The sequence below is a fragment of the Marinobacterium litorale DSM 23545 genome (genome assembly GCF_000428985.1).
GTDB classification, from domain to species: domain Bacteria; phylum Pseudomonadota; class Gammaproteobacteria; order Pseudomonadales; family Balneatricaceae; genus Marinobacterium_D; species Marinobacterium_D litorale.
Map to the genome: position 1 here is coordinate 100,586 of NZ_AUAZ01000010.1, position 15,619 is coordinate 116,204.

At 55.2% G+C, this 15,619-nt stretch carries 14 protein-coding genes and 1 tRNA gene; 6 read left to right on the forward strand and 9 right to left on the reverse strand.

The features are described 5' to 3' along the window. Window positions 1-212 precede the first annotated feature (212 nt). Window positions 213-1,451: a DUF3422 domain-containing protein gene (locus G403_RS0110280; RefSeq protein ID WP_027853919.1), complete on the forward strand. Its 1,239-nt coding sequence runs from the start codon at window positions 213-215 to the stop codon at window positions 1,449-1,451. A gap of 12 nt (window positions 1,452-1,463) precedes the next feature. Here the strand turns inward: G403_RS0110280 and corA are convergent, their stop codons facing one another. Together corA and G403_RS0110290 are read right to left on the reverse strand one after the other, a co-directional pair. Beyond that, window positions 1,464-2,420 (reverse strand): magnesium/cobalt transporter CorA, encoded by a 957-nt coding sequence (gene corA, locus G403_RS0110285; protein WP_027853920.1) that lies wholly within the window; start codon window positions 2,418-2,420, stop codon window positions 1,464-1,466. A 13-nt stretch (window positions 2,421-2,433) separates the two neighbouring features. After that, a complete protein-coding gene (locus G403_RS0110290; RefSeq protein ID WP_027853921.1) occupies window positions 2,434-3,414 on the reverse strand; it encodes a calcium/sodium antiporter in 981 nt (326 codons plus the stop codon). A 268-nt stretch (window positions 3,415-3,682) separates the two neighbouring features. Here G403_RS0110290 and G403_RS0110295 point away from each other — a divergent pair. Continuing rightward, window positions 3,683-3,770, forward strand: a tRNA-Ser gene (locus tag G403_RS0110295). Between the two features lie 396 nt (window positions 3,771-4,166). Further along, window positions 4,167-5,957 carry a GGDEF domain-containing protein gene (locus tag G403_RS22925; protein WP_211232674.1) on the forward strand — a complete coding sequence of 597 codons (1,791 nt, stop codon included), beginning with the start codon at window positions 4,167-4,169 and terminating at the stop codon, window positions 5,955-5,957. 3 nt (window positions 5,958-5,960) lie between these two features. On the opposite strand, the gene G403_RS24485 is transcribed toward G403_RS22925, so the two are convergent. The 4 genes from G403_RS24485 to G403_RS0110320 form a co-directional block, all read right to left on the reverse strand. Next, on the reverse strand, window positions 5,961-7,094 hold the full coding sequence (locus G403_RS24485; protein ID WP_027853922.1) for a DUF4214 domain-containing protein: 1,134 nt from the start codon (window positions 7,092-7,094) through the stop codon (window positions 5,961-5,963). Between the two features lie 95 nt (window positions 7,095-7,189). Beyond that, window positions 7,190-8,035, reverse strand: coding sequence for a nitrate- and nitrite sensing domain-containing protein (locus G403_RS0110310; protein WP_027853923.1), 846 nt, complete (start codon window positions 8,033-8,035; stop codon window positions 7,190-7,192). A 5-nt stretch (window positions 8,036-8,040) separates the two neighbouring features. Further along, window positions 8,041-9,165, reverse strand: a complete 1,125-nt coding sequence (locus tag G403_RS0110315; RefSeq protein ID WP_027853924.1) for a methyl-accepting chemotaxis protein — start codon at window positions 9,163-9,165, stop codon at window positions 8,041-8,043. 315 nt (window positions 9,166-9,480) lie between these two features. After that, entirely contained in the window at window positions 9,481-10,110 is a 630-nt protein-coding gene (locus tag G403_RS0110320; protein WP_027853925.1) for a YbhB/YbcL family Raf kinase inhibitor-like protein, read from the reverse strand. A gap of 138 nt (window positions 10,111-10,248) precedes the next feature. Here G403_RS0110320 and G403_RS0110325 point away from each other — a divergent pair, with 138 nt between their 5' ends. Then, window positions 10,249-10,428, forward strand: coding sequence for a PLDc N-terminal domain-containing protein (locus tag G403_RS0110325; protein ID WP_027853926.1), 180 nt, complete (start codon window positions 10,249-10,251; stop codon window positions 10,426-10,428). Window positions 10,429-10,459: 31 nt separating this feature from the next. On the opposite strand, the gene G403_RS0110330 is transcribed toward G403_RS0110325, so the two are convergent. Continuing rightward, window positions 10,460-12,076, reverse strand: coding sequence for a glycerol-3-phosphate dehydrogenase/oxidase (locus tag G403_RS0110330; protein WP_027853927.1), 1,617 nt, complete (start codon window positions 12,074-12,076; stop codon window positions 10,460-10,462). Window positions 12,077-12,079: 3 nt separating this feature from the next. Beyond that, window positions 12,080-13,582 carry a glycerol kinase GlpK gene (gene glpK / locus G403_RS0110335; protein WP_027853928.1) on the reverse strand — a complete coding sequence of 501 codons (1,503 nt, stop codon included), beginning with the start codon at window positions 13,580-13,582 and terminating at the stop codon, window positions 12,080-12,082. Window positions 13,583-13,663: 81 nt separating this feature from the next. On the opposite strand from glpK, the gene G403_RS0110340 reads away from it, so the two are divergent. Both G403_RS0110340 and G403_RS0110345 read left to right on the forward strand, forming a co-directional pair. Beyond that, entirely contained in the window at window positions 13,664-14,563 is a 900-nt protein-coding gene (locus tag G403_RS0110340) for an ROK family protein (protein WP_027853929.1), read from the forward strand. Between the two features lie 2 nt (window positions 14,564-14,565). Next, complete coding sequence (locus G403_RS0110345) at window positions 14,566-14,907, forward strand: cupin domain-containing protein (protein WP_245578256.1); 342 nt, start codon at window positions 14,566-14,568, stop codon at window positions 14,905-14,907. Window positions 14,908-14,946: 39 nt separating this feature from the next. Here the strand turns inward: G403_RS0110345 and G403_RS0110350 are convergent, their stop codons facing one another. Further along, window positions 14,947-15,543, reverse strand: coding sequence for a YecA/YgfB family protein (locus G403_RS0110350; protein ID WP_245578257.1), 597 nt, complete (start codon window positions 15,541-15,543; stop codon window positions 14,947-14,949). Window positions 15,544-15,619: the final 76 nt, after the last annotated feature.

Genomic DNA, 15,619 nt, shown 5'->3' on the forward strand with positions numbered 1-15,619 from the left:
GCCGTAAGTGGCTGAAACGAGTGCGTTATGGGTACCTTAATGGAGAAATCCTACTGTGTGAGGCGCGCCGGGTCCAGCGTCCGTTTTGATCGAGAACAACTGGATATCAGGTCTTTGACAATCGACCCCAATATGCGTCCAAAGAGGGCAGACAGGGCGAAAAGATTCATGCATCATAGACTAAAGTCGTAGCTTTCCGGTCAGATGCTCCCATGCGCGTTCACCCGCTCAGACAACAGGTTATCAGCGAAGTCCACGCCCGCCCGTTTCAGAAGCTTTATTCGCCGCTGGCGTTAATCCACGTGGCAGTGATCCTTGATCCCCAGACCCGGCTGTCACAGGTGCAGCATGGTGTTATTGATATGGCCCAGGATATGGGGCTGGCTGATGCCCCGTTAAGTTCCTTTTTCTTCTGTCAGAATGAGCATGTTGGGCTGCGCTTTGAAGTGCATAATGAGTTCTATACGCTCACGGCTTATCGTTTTGGTAGTGAGCAGCTGCCTGACGATTTTATGTCCAGGATTGAAAAGCTGGATGGCGCTTTCCTCTGTGGTTGCGAGGTTGTCTGCTCCGACCAGGTGGAGGATGTGGACACTTGGGTACGAAGTCAGTTTAAGCACCAGATCGTCGGCTCCGAAGTGATGGGGGGAGCCGCCCGTGTCTGGACCGACTTTTACCACCGGGAAGAGAGCGGGCTGACCCGGCTGCAGGTCCTTGATCTTGCTCTCTCTTCTTACCAGCGGGGGCGATTGCTACAACGTCTGTGTGAGATCGAGGTGTATCGACATGTTGCGCTGCTGGCGCTGCCCGATGCCACACGTGCCATGCCGCGTATCACCCGGTTCGATCAGAACCTGGCTCAGATCAGCGCACGGATGTCGTCAGAGCCCGCCGCCGACCTGCTGGATGAGTTAACCGACCTGGCTGGGGATGTGGAGGCTTTGGCTGCGGGTACCGCCAACCGGTTTGCCGCGACAGAAGCTTACTTTGCTGTGTTGGATAAGCGCATCGAAGAGCTGCGCGAAACCCGAATCGAAGGGCTGCAGACCATCGAACAGTTTATGGAACGCCGTGCAGACCCTGCCCATCGCACCTGCCGCTCCGCCGGTGTGCGGATCGAAAAGCTATCGAACCGGATTGCGCGAACCAGCGAAATGATTCGCTCTCAGGTTGATCTATCGACCGAGCAGCAGGTGAGGGATCTGTTGGCAACATTGAGCGGTCGAGCGCGCTCTCAGTTGCGTCTGCAGGCGAAACTCGAGGGTTTCACCGTTATCGTGGTGACCTACTACGCGTTTGACCTTATAGAGAGGACGCTGCGCAATACGATTCCGGTGGAAAAGATGCTGGATGTCGCGCTGTTTATCCTCAGCGGCGGCGTCCCGTTAATAGCGTTGGTGCTTTGGCTTTATATCCGGCGCATGTTGAAGGGTATTGAAGACGATGAGTAGGGGGTGCCTCGCTCAGAGCCAACCCTTGCGTTTGAAGTACCAGTACGGAGCGATGCCGGATGCGACCATCAGTCCCAGTGCCCAGGGGTAGCCAAGCATCCACTCCAGCTCCGGCATCTGCTCGAAGTTCATGCCGTAGATGCTGGCAACCAGGGTCGGTGGCAGAAAGACAACGGCGGCGATGGAAAAGGTCTTGATGATCTGGTTTTGTTGAATATTGATAAAGCCCAGAGCCGCATCCATCAGGAAGTTGATCTTCTCGAACATGAATGTGGCGTGGGACATCAGCGTATCCAGGTCGCGCAACAACTCCCGACAGTTTTCCTGTTGATCGGGGAACTGGCGGATATGGCGCAAAAGAAAGGAGATGGAACGCTGAGTATCCATCAGCACCAGCCTCATCTTGCCGTTGCTGTCCTCCAGCTTGGCCAGTCGGTCCAGTGATTCTTCCATTTCGCCACTGACTCGGTTCTCGAGTACCAGCGTACTGACCGATTCCAGCTCCCGATGAAGGTCTTCCAGTTGGTCCGCCAGGTTGTCCACTTTCTGGTCGAACAGGGATGTGAGTACCTGCAGCGGCGTGCTGGCTTCAATCCAGCCACGGCGGGCGCGCAGTCGCATCAAACGGAAATCTGCCAGCTCCACATCACGTATACTCAGCAGTCGATCAGGTTTTAAGGTAAACGCAACGGTGGATGTGTGATGACGCCCCTCCGCCTGATACAGAAACAGCGAGTGGACATGGATATCCTGCCCTTCCATAAAGTAGCGGGCACTGGATTCGATCTCCTCCACTTCATGCGCATCAGGCAGACTTTCCGGGTAGAGCGACTCCACCAGCCAGCGCTCTTCTTCGTTAGGCTCTTGCAGGTCGATCCAGCTGACTTCTCGCAGCGTTGTCGCCGCACTGTGGTGCTCCAGCTCACACTCGATAAGGTGATCCTGTTTTATCGAGAACGCCCGCATCATGTCAGGATCCTCCTCAGCTGGTTGCCGTGCTGATGACGGTGTAAACCAGATAGCCTGTATAAACAGCGTAGACGATCGTGAGTAAACCACCTTCGAGGCGGTTTATATGGCCGGCCTTGCGAATACCGTAACCGAGCACAAAGAGCGAGAGGGTCAGGCCCGCCATGACAACCCAGTCTCGATACAGCACTTCAGGCTCTACCATCATCGGATGGATGGAGCCTGCGATGCCGACAACCGCCAGGGTGTTGAACATATTCGACCCGATCACATTCCCCAGTGCCAGGTCATGCTCGTTTTTACGAACGGCCACGATGGAGGACGCAAGCTCGGGCAGCGATGTCCCAATGGCGACCACTGTCAGGCCAATGATCAGATCTGAGACGCCCAGTGCCTGAGCAATATCCACGGCGCCCCAGACCAACACCCGGGAGCTGATCACGAGTAGGACAAGCCCCACAAAAAGCCAGATCAAAGCAGGTTTGAGGGCCATCAGCTCTTCATCGAGCTCATGCTCAAAATCGCTACCCAGCGCGTCGCCACGCTGTCGCATCCCCATCCAGATCGACCAGCCCATGCTGAATGCAAAGACCACCAGCAGAACGATCGCGTCCAGCCTGGAGATTTCGCCATCGATCAGCTGATAGCCGGCCAAAAGGGTAACCGCGGCCAGCACCGGCAGCTCTTTGCGCAGAATCTGCGAATGAACGGCAATCGGGCTCAGGAGCGCAGTGACACCGAGAATTAACGCGATGTTGGTTATATTTGAGCCGTAACCATTACCCAGCGCAAGGCCTGGATTTCCTTGTACAGACGCCAGAGCGGATACCACCATCTCCGGTGCGGATGTGCCGAAACCGATGATGACCATGCCAATCAAAAGTGTTGGCATGCCCAGATGTTTCGCGGTTGCTGCTGCACCATCCACGAAGCGATCAGCACTCCAAACCAACAGCGCCAGTCCACCAATAACGGCTAAGATCGCCAGTAACATCCACTCACTCCCGGTCATCGAAAAAAATCTGGGCGCTACTATACCAGTTAGTAGGCAACAGCTCAGGTGTGATGCGCACTTAAGCGACGATTTCGACTGTTATTCAGCAGGGGCAGGGCGTGATGTTTCCGTCTGATTTGTAGAGGATCAAGGCACCAGGGCGCAGGCAGCCAGAAAGTTTAAATCCGGGCTTGTGCTTTCAAATCAGTCTGATAGAATGCGCAGCCACTTGAGTCGGCGCCCTCAATAAGCGCTCTCAGGGAAATGCGGTGAGGTGTCCGAGTGGCCGAAGGAGCACGCCTGGAAAGTGTGTATGTCGAAAGGCATCGAGGGTTCGAATCCCTCCCTCACCGCCATAAAATTTCGTTTTAAATCAATAAGTTGCTGACATTGTGGTCGGCTTTTTTTGTTTTGAACGGGTGTATGGGAACAATCTGGGAATAAGTTATTGATTGTACAGGGTGGTTTCGAATCCCTCCCTCACCGCCATCGAATTCAGAAGCCCTGTTCGTAACCCGGACGGGGCTTCTTCGTATCTGGATACCGCCCAACCTCTCTCCATGCCAGGCTTGCTTGTTACGTTTGCGCACCCTCCCGCTGAGCAATGTCAACCAATCAGCCTACTCGTTGTGTACTTTCGCCATTACGCTGCTGTTTCTAGGCGCCCTGATACGTCCAATGGGTTATATTTAAACTGTATTGTGATTGCGTGTTATCAGAGATTTTCTATTTCCTGAGAAAGGCGGCGCGACGTGGTCAGGTTTGTACGCATGCTGTTGGGGTTGGCCCTGGCGTCCTGGGTTGGTTTTGTCACTCCTGTTTGGGCTGACGAAGTTGTACCCGTGGTGGTCGACCTTGAACAAGGCTGGGAGTACCGCTGGGGTGACTCACCCTTCGACACAGATGGAACCCCCAGGTGGACTCGAGAAAGCAATGCGGAAGATCAGTGGCGATCTATAGGTTTCCCGTCTAACCCACCAGGCCGGAGCGGCCGCGAAAATGTCTGGTACCGGGTCCCGGTGCCGGAAGGTGATTGGCGCGATCCGGTTCTGTATGTATTCAGTATCGATTTAATCGTCCAGGTCTATCTCGACGGGCGCATGATCTATAGCTACGGTGAGTTCGACGAGCGAGGTAAGGGCGAGTTTGCGGGCTGGCCCTGGCATATGATCCCTCTGCCTGACGGCAGTGAGGGGGAGTTTCTCTATTTTCGGGTATTTTCCAACTATCTGGATATTGGCCTTTGGGGCGAGGTCAAGATCATGGAGCGGATGACGCTGTTTGAATATGTCATCGCGAACTCGGTAGAGGGGCTCGTCATTGGCGGCTTTAGCCTGTTGCTGGCTACGGTGGCGCTGCTGTTCGCCAGTATGCAGCAGACACAGCGGCAGATTTTTGTGGCAACGGCCCTCTATGCGTTTGCTTCAGGTGCCGTCGTTTTGGCTAAGAGCCCTGCAAGCCAGCTGATCTGGCAGGCACCATTGGCATGGGACTTTATTGGAGCGATGGGGTATTTTGCGATTCCCGTTGCTATGGCGCTGTTGCTGGAGCAGTGGTTTTCCCGCTCTGTAGGCCGTCTATACCGCAGTATTTGGCGGTTTTTCCTGATGTTTTTACTGGGCTCCGCCCTGATGTCGGCATCGGGGTGGGTGCCGGTTTCCACACTCTACCCTATCTTTGATTTGCTGTTTGCGGGTGCCCTGGTTGCGCTCTTTGTCCCCGCACTTCGATTCCTGAGAGAGTACTCGGCTGACCAGAAGCTCATACTTTCTGCGTTGGGTGTTTTAAGCCTGCTGCTGTTGGTTGATATGGCTGTGGCGCACGGCTTTTTGCCTTGGGATAACGTACCTGTGGCCTGGGGCTCCCTGGTCTTCCTGTTGGCCGTCATTTGGATTTCACTGCGCTTTTTTGTACGGACGCAAAAGGAGCTAAGGCAATTGAACGTTTCTCTTGAGAAGCAGGTTCGTGCTCGGACGGTTGAGTTGGAGCGGCTCTCCTATGAAGACGCGTTGACTGGCTTAAAAAACCGGCGTTTCTTTGACGAGGTGTTCGAGCGAGAAGTGGCGTTGTCACATCGTGAGTCACTGCCTATAAGCGTCCTGATCTGTGATCTGGATAAATTTAAGGTATTTAACGATACCCATGGCCACTCCGCTGGTGATGAGGCCTTGCGGCATGTAGCCAGAGTTTTGACTCAGGTGTTCCGCCAAACAGATTTGATCTGTCGTTACGGGGGAGAAGAATTCGTCGTGATTATGCCAGGTGCCGACGGCACAAATGCACTGGAAAAGGCGGAGCAGCTTCGTTATGCCGTTGCTGCCGATTCAGTAACCAGCAAGGGCGCTGAACTGGGCTATATTACACTTTCGGTAGGCGTAGCTTCGTGGCCGGGAATCGAGAGTGATGCAATGGGGCTGTTAAGTGCTGCTGATCAAGCACTGTATCGCGCAAAACGATACGGCCGCGATCGTGTGGAGGTGGCGATGGGAGAGTCGGCTCAGGCTCACCGTGACGGCCACCAGGGTGGACCGTCACGGGCTTGAGGGTCAAACGATCATATCTACCGTAAAAGAGTGCTGTCCGGCTAGCGCTATAAAATCGTCAACTGCTTGCTGGGTATTGCCGATGAACTCGTTTGAAAAACTGAAACCAGCAATAACACCCGCTTCGTCAGTATGACCTTCGACAAGTTGTTGTAGCCACCAGTTCAGTCCGGCCTGGTCTGGCTTACGTTCTAAAACATTCTCGTAGACCTGTTCAAGAAACGCTTCCTTGTCTTTGCCCGCGTAATCTTTAGCGAATTCCTGACTGGCCACGAATGAGCGAACAACTTCACTAAAATCGAGGTCAATATCCAATCGATCAGACCAGTAGCGATAGCCACCGTGATCAGGGTCACGATCAAATACCGTTTTATAGAGGCGGACGAGCGACTGGTCTTCGCTGAGCGCTTCCTCTTCGGTTTCGACCTCCCGAAGAGAACCATTACTTAACCTCGCGTAGATCGATTGCGCACTTCCGTTGCCGGGCAGATCGGTCATGAACTCGATATCGAAGGTTTGGCCATCCTTGAACAATTTATTCGCGCTTTTCTGGAAGTACCCACGATCTTCCTCTTCATAGACGAGGCCATCGACAACCAAATAGTGGTCATCGCCATCGACATAAGCGCCATCGACAAAGTTACCGTCAGGGTCTGTGGTTATAAAAGTGTATTCGCTCGGATCATCCTCCAGTTCAAACCAGTGTCCGCGAACCACTATTTTGGCGTGATCGGAGTTGCCGGGAGCGTCGTCTCCATAAACGGGGTGGTCATCAGAGCTGCTATCGGAATCGTCGTCAGAGTCGTCACCGGAGTCGTCACCGGAGTCGTCATCGGAGTCGTCATCGGAGTCGTCATCGGAGTCGTCATCAGAGTCGTCATCAGAGTCGTCATCAGAGTCGTCGTCATCGGATTGAGCGAAAAAGTAGCCATCACCATCACGGTCTTTGTATGTGGTTTCGGTCCACTCTTCATCGACCAGTAGCTTTTCAACAATGATCGAGCCGCCGCCGATTATCCGATATTCCATGGTTGCAGAATCAATATCGGTTTCAGACCAGTTACCGTCAGAATCGGCAACCTCTATAACCACGGAGCCATCGACAATCAGCAGTCGTTTCATCTCAGTAGCAGGCATGGGATGTCACTCTTAATTATAAGTTCTTTATCTTCTTACTATCGCCTAAATATTCGGAAAGATCCATTGCGGCTGGGCAGTATTTGTACACTGGTTTAAAGACAGTGGTGCTTCCGAAGATCGACAATTGCAGCATCCATAAGTGCCAGCAATCCATCGACGGCTTTGGAGGCGCGGTCAAAGTAGGCCCGAGTGTCGATAGAGGGTCCTTGCGGGGCAATAAGCTCTTTCTCGATACACTCCAAAAAGTGGTTAATGGCGGGCCGGGTCTGGGCTAACGCAGCGCTATCTCCGGTATTGTTTTCGAGGTGACTGAACGCACGTGCTGTCAGCTCCTGAACTTTTTGATGAAGAAATCGCATTCGCACCCGTTGTTGGGATGTACTCGAGCCGCTCGCCGCGATACCTGTGCCAAGCGCTCGTGCCTGCCCGCTCCACTCGGCGGCCTGAATAACTTCCTGCCAGATGGTGCTGAGATGGGCCAGGTTTCGGTTTCCCTGAGACAGGTCTATCTGGGTTGCCGTATCTTCGATGAGATAAATAACATCCCTAATCAGTCGGTTATGATCGGTCAGGTTTTGCGTGGCGGTTTTTCCGACAACCTGTTTTGTAACCCGCCACTGCTCATGAAGTTCCTGCCAACGCGCGTTGAACGGGGTCTGAACTCTAGTTGCTGTGCTCATTGATACATCGACACGATGGGCGAGACCTTCAACCTGACTCTTTAGCTGCGTGTCGCCAGACAACAGACCGTTGCTCAAGCCACGATGTTGCTGCAAGTCAGTCAACAGCTGGCGTGATAGAGCCAACTGGTTCAGTATCGAACCGATACGGCGCTTTTGAGAGGCCTTTAGGCGACAGTGCAGCAAAAACATGATGCCCGCACTTAGTACAGCCAATGAGATGGCCACATACAGTGTTGGGTCGGTTGGCGTCGGCATACCATTTATTCCGTAAGGTAGGCGAGGTGGTGGGCTAAACCATGAGCCTGCGCAGAAGCGGACAGGTTTGCTCGGTTGCCGATCGATACTTGCTCGGCGAGAACAGCAATATCTCTCACCGCGTGGCTCTGTTGTTCGGTGCTGGTGGCCACTTGGGTAACCTCTGTCGTCAGGGTGTGAATACCGGATCGGGCTTGTTCCAGCAGGGCGGTCACGGAGTCCGCGCCGGCAACGCTCGAGCCGGCAATCTGCTTTAGTTCGGCCATATGCTTACCGACTTGCTCAATTTGGGACTGTACAAGATCAATATTCAGGCTGATCTGTTGGGCTGATTCATTGCAGTGAATGGCAAGCCGGCGGACTTCGTCGGCAACAACGGAGAAACCTCGCCCGCTGTCCCCGGCCCGTGCGGCTTCGATGGCGGCGTTTAGTGAAAGCAGCGCGGTTTGGTCGGCGATCGATGTAATCACTGTCGACATGCTGAGTATGGTTTGGGATGCATCGTTTAACGCAACCATTAACGAGTCAGTTTGGTCCGCCTGAAGAGACATAGTGCGCACGTTTTCGGCGAGATTGTTCAGCTGTTCAAGGCTGGTCTCGATCTCGCGGGTTGCGAGCAGGCTGCTCTGTAGGGACGAGTTTGCCAGTCCCGCGACTTCACGTAAGCCTGTGTCCAGTTCTTCCACCGCGGCCGATGCAGTGCTGGCCGCGTCACTTTGTTTCTCGGCCGAGGTTGTTACCTGTGTGGCGCTTTGTTCAAGTTCGTGAGACGAGTGGGCAATCTCTTCCAGCTTTTGTTGCAGTTCCTGCCGAGCACGTCCCATCTGTACGATCTTTGATCGGACTCCGATGAGGGCTGGGCCACAAACCGGGTAGCTTGTTAGGCACCTTTGAGCTTGCCCGGACGCTTTCGAAAATTCGGAGGCAAGATCAGAGACTTCGCTGAGGATCAGATAGAGCGTTGCCGAGCCCAGATAACCTGATACGACGAGCCAGGGAGTAGACGGTATTTCAGCAGCGATTAACGCTGTTATCAGGCCCATGCAGGTAATAAAAAGGTGAAATCCGATGACACCTTTCAGGCCCATTGCGGTTAGTAGCAGACTTGCGGGGTAGGTCAGCCAACGCATTTTTATCCCTCTGAAAACAAAAAACGCCCCCAGCCGCAAACGGTGAGTGACCGTTACAGTTGGGGGCGTCGTTGCCTGTTAGCGATACACTAGGCGTCTATGCCTTTACAATCTATCGCCGCTATTACTGTTTCAGAAGAGCTCGCAAACCCTATGCCAGGTGAGCGAAGGTGTTGATTATGAAAGGGGAGAGGTACCAGGTGCGGAACTTGGCGGTTTGAAACGGTAAAAATATGAAAGGTAATAGTGCATTTTGCGTCAACCGGGGTCAATAACTGGGCACCGGCAGACGGTGCCCAGCCCGAGAGCCTTTTACTAGGCTGAAAGTTGCGGGTTCAGCGTATAGAGCCCTGTCAGCTTGCATTGGTCAAGAATATGGCCTTTGATCGCCTCGCGCACGGACTGCCCGGTAATCGGGCCCGATATATCGACCTTCTCCACATCCAGTGCGTACAGTGTGAAAACGTAGTGGTGCATGATTTCGTCGTTCCAGGGCGGGCAGGGGCCATCGTAACCGTAGTAGTCCCCTTTCATATCGGCATCACCGGCGAACCAGCTGGTGTAGTCATTGATGCCATGATGCATTCCTTCCGGGGCTGTGGGGCCATTCTTACCTCTGGGAGTCACACCGCTGGCGTGTGTGCCTTCAGCAATTTCGTGGCGGTCTGCAGGAATATCGATCAAGACCCAGTGAAAGAAATCCACGCGTGGCACGAGCTTGGACACGCTCTTGCCCTCCTGGTTCACATCATCGCCTTTGCTGGGTACATCGGGATCATGACAGATGAGAGCGAAAGACCGTGTTTGGGGCGGTGCGCCGCTCCAGGCCAGGTGGGGGCTTACGTTATCAGAGAGTGTTACATGGGTTTTTGGATCCACCTTTCCGAACGCGTAGCGAATGGGGATGACTGAGTTATTATTGAAACTGTTGCTGGTCAGTTGCATCGGTTGTCACCTACGATTAATCAGATCCATGATTGTGGCGCCGCTTACGCCTTTAACAATAATCTAGCATCATATGGCTCAGGATAAAGGCGTTAGCCGAGGAATTTAGCGGTCACTGTTGAAACAGCGGAGGGGATAATGGGAATTGAAGTGGGTGGTTTTTTCGGACTTGTACTGCTGGTGCTTGATGTGATGGCGATCGTCAAGACTATTCAAAGCCACGCCAGCACAACAGCTAAGGTTGTGTGGGTTGTCGCTATTTTGCTTTTGCCGTTATTGGGTCTGATTTTATGGTTTCTGTTTGGCCCCAAAGGGTAGGGTATGGAGCGCCACTCAAGCGCGGAGCCGTTCAGCGAGCGGCATCGGATTGAAAGTATTCGCAGAACTTCTGTTCGGCGTTGTCGCCGAACAGAATGCGACAGGCTTCCTGTAGCCCTGGGTCGGCCTGGAGGGCGGTGCGGGATACCACCTGAGCGATCTTTGATCGGCGGCGCAGAAAATCATCCAACCGGGTGATCATTTCATGCTCCGCAGCCAGCATCAGCTCGCCCCGCAGGTACTCCGAGTTTTCGATCAGCAACTCACCCCAATCGGGGTGGGTTCGAATCCCCTCCAGCACCTCGAATGCCCGATATCCGTAACGACGCCAGAGCCTTGAAGATAGAGGCTCGCTGGAGGAGGGCGGCGTTCGTTCGTCCAGCGCCATCACCCGGGCCTGCTCCATGAAAGCCCTGCGCTGACTGATCTCGCCTTCCCCGTACCAGCGTGTCCCCCTGCGGCGCAATGTAATGCCAAGGGCTTCAATGGCGTCACACACCTCTTCACCCACATTCAGGCAGTCCGTGAGCTTGCCGCCAAAAATACTGAGCCAGGGCGCGTCGGGGTCGGTCTCAATGCAGTGTTTTCTGGAGAGTCGGGTCCACTCCGGCTGTTTATCGTGCGAGTTACCGCTGGCCAGTGGGCGTACACCACAGCGTTCGGCGATGATGTCGTCCACCGTTAGCGGGCGCTTCAGGTTCAGGCGCGCGTTGATATTGCTTAATACGAATTCCCGGTCAGTATCGGTTACCGCCACTTCAGGGTGCTCTACCGGGGTATCGGTGGTGCCGATACAGGTTTTCGGGCCCATAGGGATGACAAAGAACAGTCGCCCGTCATCGGCAAAAAAAGTAAGTATGCGCGGATTTGGCGTCAGCCGATCAACAATCAGGTGAATGCCTTTGGAGAACAGGTGCCGGTTCCGGGTCTGCCGCCCGGCCTGCCGGTTGAGTTGATCCACCCAGGGGCCTGTGGCATTGATCACCGAGCGGCTTGTCAGTCTGATGCGGGCTCCGTTTTGCTGATTCTCGGCGGTTAGCTGCCAGTTGCCATCGGGGGCGCGTTGGATTGTGTGTGCAGCCATATAGTTAACAGCCACGCAGCCCTGATCCATGGCCCGACGGATAAAGTTAAATGTGAACCTGGCATCGTTATCCAGTAGATAGCAATCAGAATATTCGATGCCGGCTTGAACATTGGTCAGATCTAAAATGGGCTCCCGGTCTTGCAGGTCTCTCAATGACAGGCGTTCGGGCCTTTGGGTATGGCCGCGACCGAGTAACCAATATAGCCAGGCGCCGACGTGGACCGCGAAGGGCGGTTTGCGAAAGCTCTTGGGGATGCTGGCCAGAAAGCGAATTTCACGGACGCTGGAAGGATAGGCATCCATCAATCGGTTGCGGCTGCGGCAGAGCTTGTCGACCAAAAAAAGCTCGCCGCTCTCGAGGTACTTGATGCCGCCCCAGGCCAGATTGGAACTGTTGGAGCTGGTTTCACCGGCGAAGTCGCCCCGGTCGATCAGAGCGACTCTTGCTCCGGCGGCTGAGAGCGCAGCTGCGGATACGGCACCGTTGATGCCGCCGCCCAGGATTGCCACATCAAAGGTTTCTGACTCCAGCCGGGCGAGATGGCGTGCACGTAGAGTCAATAGTCAGGCTCCAGCGGCTGGGGCGCGGGTGACCCTTGAGACAGCATCGTGCCAACCGGCCAGTAGTTTTGTTCTATGGATGGCGTCCATGTTTGGATGGTATATCTCCTCGCATTGCCAGAGTTCGGTAAACTCCCGCTGATCGCCGTAGAACCCGGCCTGGCGACCCGCCAGATAGGCAGCGCCCAGTGCCGTTGTCTCCTCTACCCGGGGTTTAAGTACTTGGGTATCGAGCACATCGGCCAGAAACTGCAGCAGCCAGCTATTGGCCACCATACCACCGTCAACTCGCAGCGTTTTGGGGCTGATGCCATCGGCCGACATCGCGGCGAACAGATCGGCGGTTTGATAGGCCACGGATTCAAGGGTGGCACGGGCTATCTCCGCGCGCCCACTGGCACGGGTCAGCCCGAAAAGTGCGCCTCTGGCGTCAGGCTCCCAGTATGGGACGCCAAGCCCGGTAAACGCGGGTACCAGATAAACACCGTTGTTTGAGTTCAAGGAGCGGGCAAGGGTTTCGGTTTCTCTGGCCTGTTGAATAATACCCAGTGAGTCACGCAGCCATTGTACGGCTGCTCCGGCGACGAAGATTGAGCCTTCCAGGGCATAGCTGACATGTCCATCCAGCTGCGAGGCGACAGTCGTGAGAAGCCGCTGGGATGAGTCCACCGGTGCCGAGCCGGTATTAAGCAGGACAAAACAGCCGGTGCCGTAAGTGCTTTTTATATCGCCGGGGGAAAAGCAGCATTGGCCGATGCTGGCGGCCTGTTGATCACCCGCAACGCCGAGAATCGGAATCCGCTGGCCAAGTATGGAGGGGTCTGTATCGCCAAAGTGGTCGGCGCAATTCATGACACGGGGTAACGTCGTAGCCGGTATCCGGAAGGCGTCCAGCAGAGTTTCATCCCATTCGCCCGCGCGAATATTGTACAGGTTGGTACGGCTGGCATTGGTTGCGTCGGTAAGGTGTTGCTTGCCGCCAGTGAGCTTCCAGATCAGGAAGCTGTCAACCGTTCCGAACAGCAGCTCGCCCTGTTCGGCCCGAGCGCGGGCTCCTTCCACCTGATTCAGAATCCAGGCCGCTTTGGTGGCGGAGAAGTAGGGGTCGAGCAGTAACCCGGAGCGGCTGCGTATCTCGGGTTCCAGCCCCTCGGTTCTCAGGCGCGAGCATTCGGGCGCTGTGCGTCGGTCTTGCCAGACAATGGCGTTGTGAATCGACTTACCGGTGTCTCGCTCCCAAATCAGGGTCGTTTCCCGCTGGTTGGTGATGCCTATGCTCAGAACCCGGTAGTTGTTCTCGCGTGCCCAATCGAGCATGCGGCGTACAACGCTCAGAGCGCTGTGCCAGATGTCGTCCGGGTCGTGCTCAACCCAGCCCTGTCGCGGGTAGTGCTGAGGAAACTCCTGCTGGGCACTGGCCAAGGGCACTGCAAGTTGATCGAAAAGAATCGCTCGGCTGCTGGTGGTTCCCTGATCCAGGGCCAGAATACAGGTGCGCTCGGTCATCCCTATCTCCTTGTACTTTCCCTGTCAGTATAGAAAGATTTGTTCGCTTGTTCGTGAAACCGCAAGACAGAGGGAACCCCGTTGGAAAAACTCCGCATTGGGATCGATTTGGGCGGCACCAAAACGGAAGGCGTTGTTCTGGATGAACAGGGCCTGGAGCGCTATCGGCAACGGGTTTCCACACCCGGACATCTTGGTTTTGAGGCGGTGGTTGAGTGCATTGCCACCCTGGTTAAAAGCCTGGACGATCAGGCCGGTTGTCAGCTGCCGGTGGGTGTGGGCACCCCCGGTGCTATCTCGACGCTGACCGGGACGATGAAAAACTGCAATACCACCTGCCTGAATGGCCGGGACCTGCTGGGAGCCCTGGAGGCCCGGTTGCAGCGACCTGTCCGGCTTGCTAACGATGCCAACTGCTTCGCGCTCAGTGAGGCGCTTGACGGTGCCGGGGCGGATTACGGTGTTGTCTTCGGTGTAATCATGGGCACCGGAGTCGGTGGCGGGTTGGTGCTGCATGGCCAGCTTCACCAGGGTGCTCAGCATATCGGCGGCGAGTGGGGGCACAATCAGCTGGAGGCTGACGGCCCGGTTTGTTACTGCGGCCGCCGTGGATGTGTGGAGACCTTTATCTCGGGCCCCGGACTGCTGGCCGACTACCACAGGCTGGGCGGAAAAGCGCAGAGTGTTCCTGAGCTTCTGACCGGGCTGGAGCAAGGGGAGGCCTGTGCGGCGCAGGCAATGGATCGCTTTCACCAGCGTTTTGGTCGTGCACTGGCCACGGTAATCAATATCCTCGATCCCGATGTGGTTGTGCTCGGGGGCGGATTGTCCAATATGGAGCCCCTCTACAGGGAGGGGCGTGACGCGGTCGCGGAGTATGTTTTCAATGACCAGCTGATAACGCCGATCATAAGGAACTGTCATGGTGACAGTTCCGGGGTGCGAGGTGCCGCGCAGCTTTGGTCAGTCGACGAGGTTTAACGATGAACATGAAGTACGCCAGTCAAAATCTGCTCGACTCGTTACCCGATGCGAGCAACAGCGAAGTATTTGAGCGGCTTGCGGGTTGTGGTGAGGTCATGGTTGAGCGCATTGTCTCGAGGGGACAGAGTTCGCCGGAGCAGGGGTGGTATGACCAGAAGAGCGCAGAATGGGTGATGGTTGTCAGTGGAGAGGCGTCGCTGGAGTTTGATAATGGCGAGCAAACGTTTTTACAGGCCGGCGATTACGTACTGATTCCGCCCCATGCTCGCCATCGAGTGGCCTGGACCGCGCCGGACCAGCCCACTGTTTGGCTCGCTGTACATTTTCCGCAGGAGCGGTGAAACGTTCGATTGTGCGATAAAGAGATCCGCGTGCGCCGCTTACTTCTCCGGTGCGTGGTAGTTCAGGTAGAGATCGATCAGCACTTCCGGAATCTGGTTGCACATCTCTTCCGAGAGGGATCGGTCGCGGCGAACCTCGATGATATCTTCGTCTTCGAACAGGTCGGAGGCGACCATGATCGGCAACAGCAGGCCAGCGACGGTTTCTTCGTCATCGGCAAACCACTGATCTTCGCGCAGGAATACGCCTTCCATGAAGGCCTGTGCCCACAATGTGATTTCGGGCAGTTCGTCTTCGTCGTCTGTCTCAAGACTCAACTCGCAGGGGAGTAAAATCTCCTGATCCGAGTAAAGGTCATTCCCGATCGTGTGATACAGCTTGCGCAGCAGGCCAAGCATCTCCTCTTTCTGCTGCGATGACTCCCACTTGGGCTCGCCGTCAAACAGTAGCGTGAGCCACTCCTTTTCCGGGACATCCGACGGGGAGATATTCACGGCGCAGAGTAGCCCGTGAGCACCGATCAAATCCAGAGCTTCCTCGGAAACGGCTGGTGAAAACAGAAACTCCTCAAGAGTGTCCAGTTCATCTTCAGTGATCAGCACAGGCGTATTCACGGTCATGGGGTATCTTTCCATCGGTTATCGTTGCGGCTGATTCTACTCTCTAAAAGGGACGGACAAAACTGTTTCCGGCGCTCAACGAATATGCAGT

Coding starts and splice junctions, on each gene's coding strand:
- G403_RS0110280 (WP_027853919.1), top strand. CDS start 213: ATGCGCGTTCACCCGCTCAGACAACAGGTTATCAGCGAAGTCCACGCC.
- corA (WP_027853920.1), bottom strand. CDS start 2,420: ATGATGCGGGCGTTCTCGATAAAACAGGATCACCTTATCGAGTGTGAG.
- G403_RS0110290 (WP_027853921.1), bottom strand. CDS start 3,414: ATGTTACTGGCGATCTTAGCCGTTATTGGTGGACTGGCGCTGTTGGTT.
- G403_RS24485 (WP_027853922.1), bottom strand. CDS start 7,094: ATGCCTGCTACTGAGATGAAACGACTGCTGATTGTCGATGGCTCCGTG.
- G403_RS0110310 (WP_027853923.1), bottom strand. CDS start 8,035: ATGCCGACGCCAACCGACCCAACACTGTATGTGGCCATCTCATTGGCT.
- G403_RS0110315 (WP_027853924.1), bottom strand. CDS start 9,165: ATGCGTTGGCTGACCTACCCCGCAAGTCTGCTACTAACCGCAATGGGC.
- G403_RS0110320 (WP_027853925.1), bottom strand. CDS start 10,110: ATGCAACTGACCAGCAACAGTTTCAATAATAACTCAGTCATCCCCATT.
- G403_RS0110325 (WP_027853926.1), top strand. CDS start 10,249: ATGGGAATTGAAGTGGGTGGTTTTTTCGGACTTGTACTGCTGGTGCTT.
- glpK (WP_027853928.1), bottom strand. CDS start 13,582: ATGACCGAGCGCACCTGTATTCTGGCCCTGGATCAGGGAACCACCAGC.
- G403_RS0110345 (WP_245578256.1), top strand. CDS start 14,566: ATGAACATGAAGTACGCCAGTCAAAATCTGCTCGACTCGTTACCCGAT.
- G403_RS0110350 (WP_245578257.1), bottom strand. CDS start 15,543: ATGGAAAGATACCCCATGACCGTGAATACGCCTGTGCTGATCACTGAA.